This window comes from Limosilactobacillus vaginalis (assembly GCF_025311515.1).
In the GTDB taxonomy this organism is placed as follows: Bacteria; Bacillota; Bacilli; order Lactobacillales; family Lactobacillaceae; genus Limosilactobacillus; species Limosilactobacillus vaginalis.
The window spans coordinates 1,865,422-1,880,369 of record NZ_CP104399.1 but is presented as its reverse complement, the minus strand read 5'-3'; the positions used below and the strand labels follow the sequence as shown (position 1 = coordinate 1,880,369).

The window sequence follows — 14,948 nt, the reverse complement described above, 5'->3', positions numbered from 1 at the left end:
AATAGTTCCCCTCCTAATAGATATTAAATTACAAACGACATTTTATCATTATGAAAAAAAGTTTTCCACAGGTAAGTGGATAATTGAAAAATATTTACACAACACTGTGTGTAAATTAAAAAATGCAGTGTGGAAATGGAGGATAAAATAGAAACATAATAGTTTTCCACCCTTCTTGTGGATAACTAATTACTATAACAAAGGCATTAAGACGACTTATGAACAGTTTTATACAGGGCTGTGGATAACTTTAATAACAGGATGTGAATTGTTGAAAAGCACTGTGAAATCACGGTTAATAACTTATCCACAGGAATGAGAAATACACAACGCTGTGGATTATTTTTGACTTTCTGTGGATAAATAAAAAAATCTAAAAAAATTTCACGTTTAATATTTGAGAAAAGTATGTTATACTTCCAGAGTATGTTTGAAGAGATCGTCTTTTTAGACTATAAAAACCAAACCATTCAGATTGAATAGGAGGTGCATCGTATGAAGCGCACGTTTCAACCAAAGAAGCGTCACCGTGCACGTGTCCATGGCTTCCGTAAGCGTATGAGCACCAGTAACGGCCGTAAGGTATTAGCACGTCGGCGTCAAAAGGGCAGAAAAGTATTATCTGCATAATTACGGCCACTTTTATAGTGGCTTTTTTTATTGCAAGGGCAGGGCAGTCAGCTTGACGAGCTATCGTTTCGTTGAAGCTGCAATGTCCGGCCCTTTTTACATTTAATAAGGCTGGAGATCTACATTATTATGAGAAAATCATATCGGGTAAAAAAGGAAAGTGAGTTTCAACGGGTATTCGAAACCCATAATTCCGTTGCCAACCATAAATTTGTCATCTATCAAATGGCAAAACCAGGTCAAAAGCATTTTCGAGTTGGTATTTCCGTGGGGAAAAGGATTGGAAATGCGGTTCACCGAAACTGGGTTAAACGCCGGATTCGCCAAACACTTCTTGAAGTAAAACCTTATCTACGGCAAGACGTGGATTTCTTAGTAATTGCTCGTCCAGCTGCAGATGGCCTGGAAATGGCGGAAACAAAGAAAAACCTTGTCCATGCTCTTAAAAGGGCACATCTATTAGAAGAGAAAAGTGAGGATCGTTAATCAATGAAAAAGGTAAAGCGTGTCCTAAGTCTTGCTGCAATTGGAAGTTTGACGCTTTTTCTTGCAGCTTGCTCAAATAAGCCAGTTACAAGTCATAGTACTGGCTTGTGGGATCACTACATAGTTTATAACTTCTCTCGGTTTATCATTTGGCTATCAAATAATTGTGGTGGCTATGGTATGGGGATCATTATTTTCACCATCATTATTCGGGTCCTCCTCTTGCCATTGATGTTCTACCAAACGAAGTCAATGCTGAAAACTCAGGAGTTAGCTCCTAAGCTGAAGGCAATCCAAAAGAAGTACTCATCACGAGATCGTGAATCCATGGTGAAGATGCAGGAAGAAACCAGTAAGCTTTATAAGGAAGCGGGAGTTAATCCTTGGGCTTCGATGTTACCAATGATTATCCAATTACCAATCATGTGGGCTCTTTATCAAGCTATTTGGCGGACACCAGAATTACGGCATGGGACATTTCTGTGGCTTCAATTAGGACATACAGATCCATACTATATTTTGCCAATTCTGGCGGCCCTATTTACTTTCTTAAGTTCATGGTTATCAATGGCCTCAATGCCTGAGCGAAATGCAATGACTTCCGCAATGACATGGTTTATGCCAATTATGGTATTCTTCATGGCATTAGGATTCTCTTCCGCGATTACTTTGTATTGGGTAGTTTCAAACGCCTTCCAGGTAGTTCAAACTCTCTTGTTGCAAAATCCATTTAAGATTCGCCGTGAACGAGAAGCTAAGGAAAAGCAAGCAAAGGCAAAGAAGCGTAAACTTGAAAAGGCTAAACGCCGTGCATACAGCAGTCGCCGGAAGTAGTATTTTCTACGATTAGACTTAATAAGATTTGGAAAACACAAACGAGAGAATGACTGGGAAAAACAGAAATGATTTTCTCAGTCATTTTCTTTTTGGCGTAAATTAGAACCGATTTGTCGCGACTTATGGTTCTGTTGTAAAATAAAACGAGTATTTATTTTGGGAGATGAAATTGAATGGGACGTTATACAGGAGAAACTGTTGAGGAAGCAGTTGCCTCTGCTAGCAAGAAACTTGGGGTAGCAGTAGATCAGTTAGAAGTAAAAACTATCCAACAACCGCGTCATGGTTTCTTAGGAATTGGTCGTCGAGAAGCGATCATTGAAGTATCTATAAAAAAGGCCCAAAAGAAAGACAAGAATAAGGGAAATCACGGTCACCATAAAGCAAACCAACAAACCAAGGTTCAGCAGCAACCGAAGACTCGCCATAAGTCAACACCAGACCGTGAAGTTGATCCTGCTGAAATGAAGCGCCGCCATGAACAAAACGTTAAGCGGGTGGAAAAAGTTAGTCAGGAGCTTGCGGATTACTTAAAGAACGTCTTTGCAAACTTAGGAATTGAAGTTAAACCAGTTGTGAGTGATGTTCGTTCTCATGAAGTAAAGATTGATTTGCAAAGTGAGCAGTCTGGACGGATTATTGGTCATCATGGTCGGCGAATTAATGCAATGGAACAGTTAAGTAACGCCTTTATGAATTATCATGGCGCAGAGAAGACAATGGTAATTTTAGATACAGCTAATTACCGGCAACGACGTGAAGAATCATTGCACCAGCTGGCCGAACGCTCTGTAATGGAAGTTGTTTCAACTGGTCAAGCAGTCTTTTTGGACCCAATGCCTGCTCGAGAACGAAAGCAGCTTCATCAAGAACTGCAGGAAAATGATCATGTTAAGACGTATTCTCATGGTCGTGATCCGTATCGGAGCGTTGTCATTGCACCGAAAAACTAGGCTACTCGCAGTCTTGTTAACGGGTGAAATTTCTTATTTGACATTTTAACGTGATGAAATTAAAATAATTGCGGTTATACAATTTAAGATACTTGTTAAAGTAGTGAAAGTGCTTTGACCATGTGATTACCAGAATAATTGGTGGATGACGTGGGGGCACTTTTTTTATTAGAAAGGAGTCTGGATGGTGGCAAATACTGATAATGATACAATTGCAGCAATTTCGACCCCGGTTGGTGAAGGCGGGATCTCGATCATTCGGGTTAGCGGCGATGATGCGATCGCAGTTGCGCAAAAGATTTATCGAGGTAAAGATCTGAGTAAGGTACACACTAATACCATCAATTACGGTCACATTATCGATCCCGATAATGGTGAAGAAGTTGATGAAGTGATGGTTTCAGTGATGCGGGCCCCTCACACATACACCTGTGAAGATGTAGTTGAAATTAATTGCCATGGTGGGCTGCTTGCAACGAACCGGATCCTTCAGTTGGTATTGAGCTATGGTGCGCGAATGGCCGAACCAGGTGAATTTACTAAGCGGGCATTCCTAAATGGGCGGCTTGACTTATCGCAATCGGAAGCCGTTATGGATTTAATTCGGGCAAAAACTGATAAGTCAATGAAGGTGGCCTTAAATCAGCTAGATGGAAACCTTTCTCACTTAATTCGGAAGCTACGAAAAGATATTCTGGATGTTTTAGCTCAGGTAGAAGTTAACATTGATTACCCTGAATATGACGCTGTTGAAGAAATGACAACGAAAATGCTGAAAGAGAAGGCCACGGAAATTCGTCAACGGATTGAAGCATTGCTGAAAACGGCAAAGCAGGGGAAGGTTCTTCGCGAAGGGCTTGCCACCGCAATTATCGGCCGGCCAAATGTTGGTAAGTCTAGTTTGCTAAATTCACTATTGCATGAAGATAAGGCAATTGTTACTAACGTTGCCGGGACAACCCGTGATGTAATTGAGGAATACGTTAATGTTGATGGGGTACCGTTGAAGTTAATTGATACTGCGGGAATCCGGGACACTAAGGATCAAGTTGAAAAGATCGGGGTTGAACGAAGCCGAAAAGCCCTAGATGCTGCCGATTTGATTCTGTTACTAATTGATAATTCAGAAGAGTTAACCGCAGAGGATCGGGAACTTCTTGAAGCAACTAAAGACAAGCAACGGATCGTAATCTTGAATAAGACCGACTTGCCAAACAAGGTTGACCGGAGTGAATTGAAGAAATTAGTTGGAAGCGATAAGTTGATCGAAACTTCAATCGTAAAGAACGAAGGGATGAACCAATTAGGCGAAACCATTAGTAAGATGTTCTTTGAAGAAGGAATTGAAAACAACCAAAATAGTGTAATGGTAACGAACGCCCGTCATATTGGATTATTGCACCAGGCCGACGATGCCCTTGGCGACGTATTAAAAGGAATTGCGGCAGGGATGCCCGTTGATTTAGTCCAGATTGATATGACGCGTTGCTGGGACTTGCTCGGTGAGATTACCGGTGATAGTTACCAAGATGAGTTACTGGATCAACTCTTTAGCCAGTTCTGTTTAGGAAAGTAGGAGGAAGAAAATGCAGACAAGTGAAGCAATTCAGTATGATAGCGACAACTATGATGTAATTGTCGTTGGGGCCGGCCATGCGGGAAGTGAGGCCGCTCTTGCTGCTGCCCGTATGGGAAATAAGACGCTTTTAGTAACCATTAACCTTGACATGGTTGCTTTTATGCCATGTAACCCGTCAGTTGGGGGTCCAGCTAAGGGAATCGTGGTTCGGGAGATCGATGCTCTTGGTGGCGAAATGGGCCATAATATTGACAAGACTTATGTTCAAATGCGAATGCTCAATACGGGTAAAGGACCTGCTGTGCGAGCATTGCGGGCGCAAGCTGACAAGCACGCTTACCACCGTTCAATGAAGGAAACGATTGAAAAGCAGCCAAACTTGGACCTTCGCCAAGCAACCGTTGACCAGTTAATTGTTGAAGATGGAGTTTGTAAAGGGGTAATTACTAACACTGGTGCTCGTTACCACGCTAAGACCGTTGTTCTAACCGTGGGAACTGCTGCACGGGGAAAGATTATCATCGGTGAACTTCAATACGAATCAGGTCCAAATAATTCTAAGTCAGCAGTAAAGCTTTCTGAAAACCTGGAATCATTAGGCTTTGATCTTGAACGGTTTAAGACCGGGACACCGCCACGGATTAACGGAAATACGATTCACTATGACGAAACCGAAGAACAGCCTGGTGATAAGGCAGTTCATCACTTCAGTTTTGATACACCAGATGATCATTACTTGTCATTAAGTGAGCAAATTTCCTGCTGGTTAACATACACTAATCCAGGTACGCATAAATTAATTCGGGATAACCTTGATCGAGCACCAATGTTCTCTGGGGTAATTAAGGGTGTCGGTCCACGCTATTGTCCTTCAATTGAAGATAAAATTGTTCGGTTTGCGGATAAGAGTCGTCACCAAATCTTCCTTGAACCAGAAGGCCGGGATACTGATGAATGGTATGTTGATGGATTATCAACTTCCATGCCGGAAGAAATTCAACAAAAGATTCTGCATTCTGTTAAGGGGCTAGAAGATGCCCAATTAATGCGTCCGGGATACGCAATTGAATATGACGTCGTTGCCCCATACCAACTTCATCCAACCCTAGAAACGAAGCTGGTTAAGAACCTTTATACAGCTGGCCAGACTAACGGAACTTCAGGCTATGAAGAAGCTGCTGGTCAGGGCCTGATTGCCGGAATCAATGCTGGATTACGGGCCCTTGGCAAAAAGCCATTTGTTCTTAAGCGGTCAGATGCTTACATTGGGGTAATGATTGATGACCTAGTAACTAAGGGAACTAAGGAACCATATCGACTTTTGACTAGTCGGGCTGAATATCGCTTAATCCTTCGTCATGATAATGCCGACTTCCGTTTGATGGGGAAAGGCCACGAAATTGGCTTAGTAAGTGATGAACGTTATGCTAAGATGCAAAAGAAGGAAGAGCAGGTTCAAAATGAAATTGCCCGGTTAAAGAATGAAAAGCTTAAGCCAAATAACGATGAAGTTAACCAATTCATTGAGGCACACGGTGATAATCGTTTAAAGGACGCGATTACAGCGGCTGACTTTATTAAGCGTCCGTATGTTGATTATGAAACGTTAATGAAGTTTATTCCGGCTCCAGCTGAAAAGCTCGATCGTCATGTAATTGAACAAGTAGAAATTCAATTAAAGTATGCCGGTTATATTAAGAAGGAAGAAGAAAAGGTTGCCCGCTTAAAGCGGATGGAAGCAAAGCGGATTCCTGCCAATATTGATTATGAAAAGATCGATGGTTTGGCAACTGAGGGGCGGCAAAAACTTGAGAAGATTCGTCCAGAAACGCTCGCTCAGGCTTCACGAATTAGTGGGGTAAATCCTGCTGACATAGCGATTTTAAGTGTTTATATTCGGAAATAGGATTATTTCCCGGGAAATTAAATTACAGAAAATGAAGTGAGACGGAGTTAAAGTTAAATTTGACTTACGCCTCATTTTATTCCATTTACAAACATTCTGAGAATCGCTATACTGAAGATTGATTTAAAAAGCAAACGAGGCAAGTAGAGATGAGTGAAAAAGTTAATCAGACCCGCGAGGATTTTCAACCAATCCTTTTAGGGACAGATTTTAATTGTTACGGAATGGCACGGTCATTCTATCAACAGTATGGTATTAAGAGTATTGCCTATGGGGTAATGCATATGGCACCAACCCGCTATACTAAGTTAGTTGATGTTCATGTTATTGAAGGCTTCAATGAAGATCCAGTCTTCATTGAAACAATGCGCAAAATTGCAGCTAACCTTGATCCAAAGAAGAAGTACCTGCTTCTTTCTTGTGGGGATGGTTATACTGAATTAATTGCTAAGCACTTGGATGAATTAAAGGAACACTTTATTTGTCCGTATGTTGATGCAGACTTGTTTAATAAGCTGGGAACGAAGGAAACCTTCTATGAAGCAGCTGAAAAGTATGGTTTGCCATACCCAAAGACGAAGATCATTACTAAAGAAGAAGTTGAATCTGGTAAGGCAATTGAATTACCATTTGATTTTCCAATTGCCCTGAAGCCTTCTGATAGTGTGGAATGGCTTGACATTCAGTTTGAGGGACGAAAGAAAGCTTATGTTTTGGATAAGCGTGAGCAGTTTGACGAATTAATGCCTAAGATCTACAAGGCCGGTTATACCGGGAAGATGATTGCGCAGGACTTTATCCCTGGCGATGACTCTAACATGCGGACTGTTAATGCCTACGTTGATTCTAACCATAACGTTCGGATGATTAGTCTTGCACACCCGTTATTAGAGGATCCATCACCAGTTGCGGTTGGTAACTACATGGTGATTTTGCCAGAAAAAGACATGGCAATTTACAAGACGATTCAAAAGTTCTTGGAAGAAGTAAAGTACGTTGGTTTTGCTGATTTTGACATGAAATATGATCGGCGGGATAAGCAATTTAAGATTTTTGAAATCAATCTTCGCCAAGGCCGGAGTAGTTACTACTGTACCTTAAATGGCTATAATCTGGCTAAGTATGTGGTTGATGATGTAATTGATCACAAGCCGTTCACTGGTACAGATTATGCTGAAGGAAACAAGCTATGGTTGAATGCACCGAAGAAGGTTTTCTATCAGTATGCTAAAGAAAACGAGTATAAGGAAAAAGCCAAGAAGTTACTGGAGGCAGGACAGTGGGGAACGACTGCCTTTGACAAGAATGATAGTTTGAAACAACGCTTGTTAATGCATTATTCTTTCTGGCTAATCAATAAAAATTATCAAAAATACTTTGTCCAACGCTAAGTAAAGGAGTGTTTAATATGTGCGGAATTGTAGCATTCGTTGATAACGAAGATCCAAAGGTTAAAGATAGCCTAATTCGTAAAATGAAGAACCGGATTATTCACCGGGGACCCGACTCAGAGGGCCAATACGTAGATGAAAATGTTGCCCTTGGGTTTCGGCGGTTAAGTTTTATTGACGTTAAGAGCGGTAATCAACCAATCTTTAACGAAGATAATAGTATGGCCATTGAATTTAACGGTGAAATTTATAACTTTAAGGAATTACGGGAAGAATTAATCGACTTAGGTCATACCTTCAAGACCCATGCCGATACTGAAGTAATCCTTCACGGTTACGAACAATGGGGTGACGATGTCCTGAAACGGCTTCGGGGAATGTTTGCCTTCGTAATTTGGGACTTTAAAAACAAGGATATGTTTGGTGCCCGGGATCACTTTGGGATTAAGCCACTCTATTACGGGAAAATGAACGGGACTTTCTTTGTTGGTTCTGAAATTAAGGCATTTATTGATCACCCGCATTTTGACAAGGAGCTGAATAAGAACGCCTTGAAGCCTTACATGACGTTCCAGTATTCAGCGACTCAGGAAACATTCTTCAAGGGAATTTACAAGTTGCCAGAAGGACACTGCTTCCACTATAAAGATGGTCAATTCAATATGAAGGAATACTGGGATGCTGATTTTGATCCTAAAGATGAAGGCTTCGATAAGGCGGTTGATAACATTGAAGACATCGTAACGGATTCAGTTAAGGCCCACTCATTTGCTGATAAGGGGATCAAGGTTGGTTCATTCCTTTCAGCAGGGGTCGATTCTAGTTACGTGACTGCAATGATGCGGCCAGATAATACATTCTCAATTGGGTTTGATAGTACCTACGATGAAACTAAGCAGGCGCGGGAATTAGCTGCTAAGCTTAACCTAAAGAATACCGATGCTAAGCTGACGAATGAAGAGGCTTTCCATACATTCCCATTGATCCAATACTACCTGGATGAACCTGATTCAAACCCATCAGTTATTCCGTTGTACTTCTTAACTCGTCTTGCCAAGGAAAATGGTTACAAGGCAATGCTTTCTGGTGAAGGGGCTGATGAATTATTCGCGGGTTACATCGACTACGGATTTAACTCTAATTCAATGCTGATCCGGTGGTTTACTGACAAGCTTCGTGAATTACCACAAGCAAAACGGTACAAGATTGCTAAGTGGCTTGATGGCAAGCACTTCCACGGTCAATTACACATGTTCCGGGCATTAGCACCAGTTCGTGAATCCAAGTTTATTGGTCAGGCCTACATCTTCTCACCAGAAGAAGCAGCTGATGTTCTTCAAGAAAAGTATAATTGTGGCCCAACGATTGATGACATCATCGATCCAATTCTAAAGAACGTTGAAGATAAGGATATTGATGAAGTTGCCAAGAAACAATACCTTGATATTCACAAGTTCATGCCTGGCGATATTTGCTTGAAGGCGGATAAGATGAGTATGGCTAACTCACTAGAACTCCGGGTACCATTATTGGATCGCGAAGTAATGCGGGTTGCTGGTCATACACCAACCAAGTACCTCTTCAACCGTCACGGAACCAAGTGGGCCTTCCGGATGGCCGCTAACCGTCACCTTCCAGAAGAATGGGCAACTCGGCCAAAGATGGGCTTCCCGGTTCCGGTTCGGGCATGGTTACGAGAAAAGAAGTACTACGAAGAAGTTCGTGAACTCTTTGAACAAGACTTTGTTAAGGAATTCTTTGATCAAGATAAGATTTTGAAGTTGCTTGATGATAACTTTAACGACAAGATTGATGGCCGACGGAAGATCTGGACTATTTACACCTTCTTAGTATGGTACAAGCAATACTTTATCGACGACTTTATTCCTGAAGAAGTTAAGAAACTAGACGAGGTGGCTGAATAAATGCTCACACTAAAGGAAATCACTGATTTACTAAAAGAAAATGGTCTCTATAAGGAAATCATTATTGACGGTGACTGGTATTATACTGTGCCAGAAAAAGCAGCTCGCGCTGAAGTTACCGACCTGTCCTATGACTCACGGAAAGTCAGTGATGGTACCCTGTTTTTCTGCAAGGGGTTAAAGTTTAATCCTGAATATTTGGCAAGTGCCATTAAGGAAGGGGCAACCGCAGCGATCTCTGAACTTGTTTATACAGACAAGTTAGATCAAGAAGCGCAATCAACGCCACAGATTATTGTTACCGATGTTCAAAAGGCAATGGCAGTAATTGCTCGTCATTTCTATGGCTGTCCCGATGAAAAACTTGAATTAATCGGTTTTACGGGAACTAAGGGGAAGACCACTTCGGTTTACTTTACCCGTCATATTCTGGCTCATGAGTTTGGTCCGGTAGTAGGGCAATTCTCATCTATTGATGAATGTGTGGATGGTAAAAACTTTATTGAAGCTCACCTGACCACGCCAGAGTCATTGGATCTTTTTCGGATGATGAAAGAAGCCGTTGATAACGGGATGAAGTACTTGGCAATGGAAGTTTCTAGCCAAGCATATAAGAAGTCCCGAGTTTATGGCCTGCACTTTAATATCGGGGTTTTCTTGAATATTTCTCCAGACCACATTAGTCCTGTAGAACATCCAACCTTTGACGATTATTTGTGGTGCAAGAGTCAGATTATCGTGAATAGTGATACCGTGATTTTGAATCGGGATATGGACTATTACGAGTTGCTAGCTCAAAAAGCCCACGAATTAGGGAAAAAGTTGATTACGTTCGGTAGTGATGAAAGTGATGCGGACTATCGTTACCATGGCAAGGATCATGGTTATTTTGACGTATCAACGCATAATGATAATTTGCCTGAAGTTACTGGTGAATTCCGTGTCATGATTCCGGGACACTTTAACTACAGTAATGCGTTAGCCGCAATTACGGTGAGTGCGCAACTTAAGGATGATACTAGTGATTTTGCTCAGGGATTGAAGGAAACTAAGGTCCCAGGTCGGATGGAATTTTTGAAGAATAATGCCGGAATGGTTGCTTGCGTTGATTACGCTCATAATTACTTGAGCTTGTCCGAAAGCTTTAAGTTTATGAAGCATGAGTATCCTGATGGCCGGTTGATCGTTGTGATCGGTGCTGCTGGTGGTAAGGCAGAATCACGCCGGAAAGATGTTGGTCGGGCGCTTTCTGAATATGCCAATGTTGCAATTTTAACGAGTGAAGATAACTTCTTTGAAGATCCGCACCACATTGATGAAACAATCAAGGAGCATATTACTAATCCAAACGTTAAGGTAATTATCAATGTTGATCGGGTAGCTGCAATTAAGCAGGCATTTGAAATGGCAAAGCCTGGCGATGCAATGTTCATGGCTGCTAAAGGCCGGGAACAATTCATGCACGAAAAGGGTCGGGATATTCCTTATGTTGGCGATTACCAATTGTCACAAAAGCTAATGAAAGAGTATGATAAATAGTTGAGTATGATAATTACATTTATGGTAAACTTTTCTTAGCTTGATAATGATTTTGAAATCGAGGGATAGTAGGTAATGAAAGTATTTCGGCAAACGATGAGCTGGGTAATTCCAATCGTAATTGGGTTATTAATTGCCTTGTTGATCAAACAATTCTTATTCCAAATTGTGCGGGTTGATGGACCATCAATGCTGCCTAACTTACAAAACAATGAACGGGTCTTCTGCTTAAAAACCGCGAAAATCCATCGGGGAAGTGTCATTGTTTTCGATGCCAACGGAGTAGATCCGCAAGTGGCTACCAAGACAGACTATGTTAAGCGGGTAATTGGTGTTCCTGGTGATACTGTTCGTTCCGCAAATGGTAATATTTATGTTAACGGACGAAAGGTTAGCCAGAGTTACATTAACAATACTCAACGGACTTCTGGGACCGGAAATTGGACACTAAAGAGTATCTCGGTTCAGAATAACTGGTTACGAAATAGTGGTGCAACCAAGGTACCAAAGGGTCAATATTTTGTTCTTGGTGATCACCGAAGCGTTTCTAATGATGGTCGTTACTGGGGATTCGTACCAAAGAGCAAGATTGATGGTGTTGTTAAAGTGCCTTCTTGGACTGGAACTGCCACTACTCGTTATAACGTTAATCAGGAGTGGAAGCATTACTGGGCAAATTAAGGCATAATACCAACCTAGTTAAATTAGAAAAAGTAAAAATTCATAAACTGTTCTAAAGATTCTGGCTAAAGACTAGTATTTTTAGGACAGTTTTTTTATCCTAATTGAAGTAAGAGAATGGGGAAAACTAGCTTGTCTAGTTTGTCGTCCCAGCTACTGTCTATGAAATATTAAAGAGGACGAGTTAATTCTTAGCTTCGTCTAATAGGAGAATAACAATGCGTTCAAAGAAATTATCAACAATTTTATTAACATCAACGTTAATGATGGCCCTAGCAGCTACCCCTGTTTCTCAGGTTATCGTTCATGCGGACGATCAAGTAGCAACAAGTACTAGTTCTGCTTCTTCCACCCAAACGCATACATTAAATAAGTCATACGTTGTCTATGGTGCAGGAGCTGCAGATAAGGATGAGCTGAGTAATATTCTGGGCGTTAACAATGATTTCACAACACTTACGGCTACTGCCAGTGATTACCAAAAGTATATTAACGCTAATGATTCGACAACTAACGCAGCGATGGTCAGTTCAGTATCAATAGTGCCGACCGATCCTGGCTCTGGGGTAAAAGTGAACATTAAGAAATTTAATGGTCAGAGCAATATTACCAAGGTGACGGCCCAGCAGTACGCGATGGTAGCGCAAATGGCCGGGGTAACGGATGTGACAATTACGGTCTCTGCTAACCGGCCAGTATCTGGAGAGTCGGCGCTTACAGGGGTATACAAGGCGCTGAGTGAGGATGGAATTAACTTAAATAATCAAAATACCCAATCAGCCAACCAAATGCTAAGTGCCACTAATGATGCAATTGATGCCAACAAGAACGATAGTAGTTATCCAGGAAAGCTAATGGCTGCAGTTGGTGACACAACTAAGCAGATTAATAAGCAAAAACGGCAAGGAGAACAACCAACCCAGGTTCAAATTGAAAATATCCTAAACCAAAACCTAAAGAAGCAAAATATTTATAACGAAACCAAGAATCACACAACCACGATTATTAATGCATTGGTTCAGTTCAATAATGCGCCAATCAGTTCAAGTAAGGATTATAGTTCTCACGTTACTGACACGATCAATAATGTTAAGAATTCCACGGGCAATATGATGAATAAGGCAAAGCAGTTCTTGAATTCAAAGGATGGTAAAGCTGCCCAGCAACAGGCCCAGTCTTGGTGGGATCGCTTTGTAAACTGGATCCAAGGATTTTTCAACTAAAGGATTGACGAACAGGAACGGCTTCTGTATATTAATAACCGATAGTTAACGGTTAAAAACACAGTGAGTAGGAGAGTAACCTTTTACTGGTCAAAATTAGCGACCCTGAATGAGTGCAAGCAGGGATGACTGGTTTTAGGCGAAGGTAGCCTATGAGTGGTCAGGGCGACGAAATGAAGTCTTGACCGGGAGCGCCCGTTACAGCGTCAGCGTATTTATGTACGGAATGAGACATTATTAGTGATAATAATTGTAAATAAAAGGTGGTAACACGCTCTGGCGTCCTTTAAGCAGTAATGCTTAAAGGACGCTTTTTTCAATCGTTAACGATTAAGAGTAAGAGTGATTCATTTTGGGGGAAATAAAAAATGACGGAAACGAAGATCACGGGGCGACAAATAATTGTAATTGCATCCCTAATTTTTGGCGTTTTATTTGGTGCGGGAAACTTAATATTTCCAGTCCATTTAGGTCAATTAGCGGGTGCTCATTGGTTAGGTGCGAGTAGTGGCTTCCTAATTTCAGGTGTCCTGTTACCATTAATGGCATTACTAGCAATTAGTATTACCCGCTCTAACGATATCTATGACCTGGCACGACCTAATGGGCACTACTATGCATTAATCTTTCTCATTCTGGTTCAGGCGACTCTAGGGCCGCTATTTGCGATGCCCCGGACTGCTACTGTTCCGTATACAATTGGTTTTGCTCCCCACATTTCTGCAAGTGGTAATGTGGTTGGGTTATTGATTTATACGGGGATCTTTTTCGTAATCGTTTTTGGCTTGACCGTTACTGAGGCCAAAATTACGGATTTGATTGGGAAAATTCTTAATCCGGTTTTCTTGGTTCTTTTGTTTATTATTTTCTTCCTTGCCTTTATCAGTCCGACGGGAAGAACCCGAACGACACCAGTTACGGCAGAATATTCGATTCATGCATTCTCAAGTGGCTTTCTCCAGGGATATAATACAATGGATATTTTGGGATGCCTTGCATTTGGGGTTGCAATAATTAGTGCAATTAAGGAGCTAGGGATTGAAGATACAAAGAAGATTTCATGGACCACGGCCAAGAGCGGGACAATTGGAATTATGGGAATTGCCGTAATTTATATTTGTCTAATTTGGCTGGGGGCAACTAGTCTTCACCAGTTTAAGGTTGCGGATAATGGGGGTACGACGCTTGCGCAGATTGCTCATTATTATATGGGCTTTGTGGGGGATGCGCTATTGGCGACCTTGACCTCCGTAACGTGTCTAACAACGGCAATGGGACTCGCCGCTGCCTTTTCAGAGGACCTTCACCGGTTATTTCCGCGAGTTTCATACAAGAAGTTCTTGCTGTTTAATTGTCTTTTCTCGTTTCTAGTAGCTAATTTAGGACTAGATAAGATTATTGCCTGGTCTGCTCCGGTATTGGTATTCCTCTATCCTTTGGCAATTACGTTAACGATTTTGGGAATAACATCACCGCTATTTAAGACTGATCCGATTGTTTACCGAGTTACAACAGGGTTAACTTTTATTCCAGCTGTTTTTGATTTGGTAAATAATTTACCAGTGGGATTGCAAAAAACATCATTCGCTCAAGCAATGATTTCATTTGCTCACCAGTATTTTCCGTTATTTTCACTGGGCTTTTCGTGGATCCCGTTTGCTGTTGCTGGATTTATCATTGGGATTGGAATTCGTTTGGTCCGGAAGCAACAGGGGAAATTAGAGAGCTAAAATAAATGAATCTTTAGCCGAATTTAGTTATACTAGGTTCAACTAAAAGAAGTAAGGAGTAGATAAAC

12 protein-coding genes are annotated in these 14,948 nt (G+C 41.4%); all 12 read left to right on the top strand.

Features of this window, described 5'->3' with window-relative positions:
* Positions 1–495: 495 nt before the first annotated feature.
* The 12 genes from rpmH to brnQ all read left to right on the top strand — a co-directional run bounded on the left by rpmH (position 496) and on the right by brnQ (position 14,880).
* Entirely contained in the window at positions 496–630 is a 135-nt protein-coding gene (gene rpmH / locus N4627_RS09170) for a 50S ribosomal protein L34 (RefSeq protein WP_003665227.1), read from the top strand.
* Positions 631–759: 129 nt separating this feature from the next.
* Entirely contained in the window at positions 760–1,116 is a 357-nt protein-coding gene (rnpA, locus tag N4627_RS09165; protein WP_098044945.1) for a ribonuclease P protein component, read from the top strand.
* 3 nt (positions 1,117–1,119) lie between these two features.
* The gene (locus N4627_RS09160; RefSeq protein ID WP_098044946.1) at positions 1,120–1,950 is read left to right on the top strand and encodes a YidC/Oxa1 family membrane protein insertase; all 831 of its coding nucleotides are present in this window, start codon (positions 1,120–1,122) and stop codon (positions 1,948–1,950) included.
* A 176-nt stretch (positions 1,951–2,126) separates the two neighbouring features.
* On the top strand, positions 2,127–2,906 hold the full coding sequence (jag, locus tag N4627_RS09155) for an RNA-binding cell elongation regulator Jag/EloR (protein WP_098044947.1): 780 nt from the start codon (positions 2,127–2,129) through the stop codon (positions 2,904–2,906).
* A 187-nt stretch (positions 2,907–3,093) separates the two neighbouring features.
* Entirely contained in the window at positions 3,094–4,482 is a 1,389-nt protein-coding gene (gene mnmE, locus N4627_RS09150) for a tRNA uridine-5-carboxymethylaminomethyl(34) synthesis GTPase MnmE (protein ID WP_240411099.1), read from the top strand.
* A 10-nt stretch (positions 4,483–4,492) separates the two neighbouring features.
* Positions 4,493–6,391, top strand: coding sequence for a tRNA uridine-5-carboxymethylaminomethyl(34) synthesis enzyme MnmG (gene mnmG, locus N4627_RS09145; protein WP_124031869.1), 1,899 nt, complete (start codon positions 4,493–4,495; stop codon positions 6,389–6,391).
* A 149-nt stretch (positions 6,392–6,540) separates the two neighbouring features.
* A complete protein-coding gene (locus N4627_RS09140) occupies positions 6,541–7,782 on the top strand; it encodes a carboxylate--amine ligase (RefSeq protein WP_098044950.1) in 1,242 nt (413 codons plus the stop codon).
* A 17-nt stretch (positions 7,783–7,799) separates the two neighbouring features.
* Positions 7,800–9,707: an asparagine synthase (glutamine-hydrolyzing) gene (gene asnB / locus N4627_RS09135; protein WP_003716332.1), complete on the top strand. Its 1,908-nt coding sequence runs from the start codon at positions 7,800–7,802 to the stop codon at positions 9,705–9,707.
* Positions 9,708–11,246, top strand: coding sequence for a UDP-N-acetylmuramyl-tripeptide synthetase (gene murE, locus N4627_RS09130; RefSeq protein ID WP_260964789.1), 1,539 nt, complete (start codon positions 9,708–9,710; stop codon positions 11,244–11,246).
* Positions 11,247–11,321: 75 nt separating this feature from the next.
* Entirely contained in the window at positions 11,322–11,927 is a 606-nt protein-coding gene (gene lepB / locus N4627_RS09125) for a signal peptidase I (protein WP_003716334.1), read from the top strand.
* Between the two features lie 218 nt (positions 11,928–12,145).
* Positions 12,146–13,150: a DUF1002 domain-containing protein gene (locus N4627_RS09120; RefSeq protein ID WP_191336908.1), complete on the top strand. Its 1,005-nt coding sequence runs from the start codon at positions 12,146–12,148 to the stop codon at positions 13,148–13,150.
* Between the two features lie 368 nt (positions 13,151–13,518).
* Positions 13,519–14,880 carry a branched-chain amino acid transport system II carrier protein gene (brnQ, locus tag N4627_RS09115; RefSeq protein WP_260964788.1) on the top strand — a complete coding sequence of 454 codons (1,362 nt, stop codon included), beginning with the start codon at positions 13,519–13,521 and terminating at the stop codon, positions 14,878–14,880.
* Positions 14,881–14,948: the final 68 nt, after the last annotated feature.

Excerpts from the sequence above, each read along its gene's own strand:
- mnmG (WP_124031869.1), top strand. The coding sequence starts at position 4,493 with ATGCAGACAAGTGAAGCAATTCAGTATGATAGCGACAACTATGATGTA.
- asnB (WP_003716332.1), top strand. The coding sequence starts at position 7,800 with ATGTGCGGAATTGTAGCATTCGTTGATAACGAAGATCCAAAGGTTAAA.
- brnQ (WP_260964788.1), top strand. The coding sequence starts at position 13,519 with ATGACGGAAACGAAGATCACGGGGCGACAAATAATTGTAATTGCATCC.
- N4627_RS09160 (WP_098044946.1), top strand. The coding sequence starts at position 1,120 with ATGAAAAAGGTAAAGCGTGTCCTAAGTCTTGCTGCAATTGGAAGTTTG.
- N4627_RS09140 (WP_098044950.1), top strand. The coding sequence starts at position 6,541 with ATGAGTGAAAAAGTTAATCAGACCCGCGAGGATTTTCAACCAATCCTT.
- rpmH (WP_003665227.1), top strand. The coding sequence starts at position 496 with ATGAAGCGCACGTTTCAACCAAAGAAGCGTCACCGTGCACGTGTCCAT.
- N4627_RS09120 (WP_191336908.1), top strand. The coding sequence starts at position 12,146 with ATGCGTTCAAAGAAATTATCAACAATTTTATTAACATCAACGTTAATG.
- lepB (WP_003716334.1), top strand. The coding sequence starts at position 11,322 with ATGAAAGTATTTCGGCAAACGATGAGCTGGGTAATTCCAATCGTAATT.
- murE (WP_260964789.1), top strand. The coding sequence starts at position 9,708 with ATGCTCACACTAAAGGAAATCACTGATTTACTAAAAGAAAATGGTCTC.
- jag (WP_098044947.1), top strand. The coding sequence starts at position 2,127 with ATGGGACGTTATACAGGAGAAACTGTTGAGGAAGCAGTTGCCTCTGCT.
- rnpA (WP_098044945.1), top strand. The coding sequence starts at position 760 with ATGAGAAAATCATATCGGGTAAAAAAGGAAAGTGAGTTTCAACGGGTA.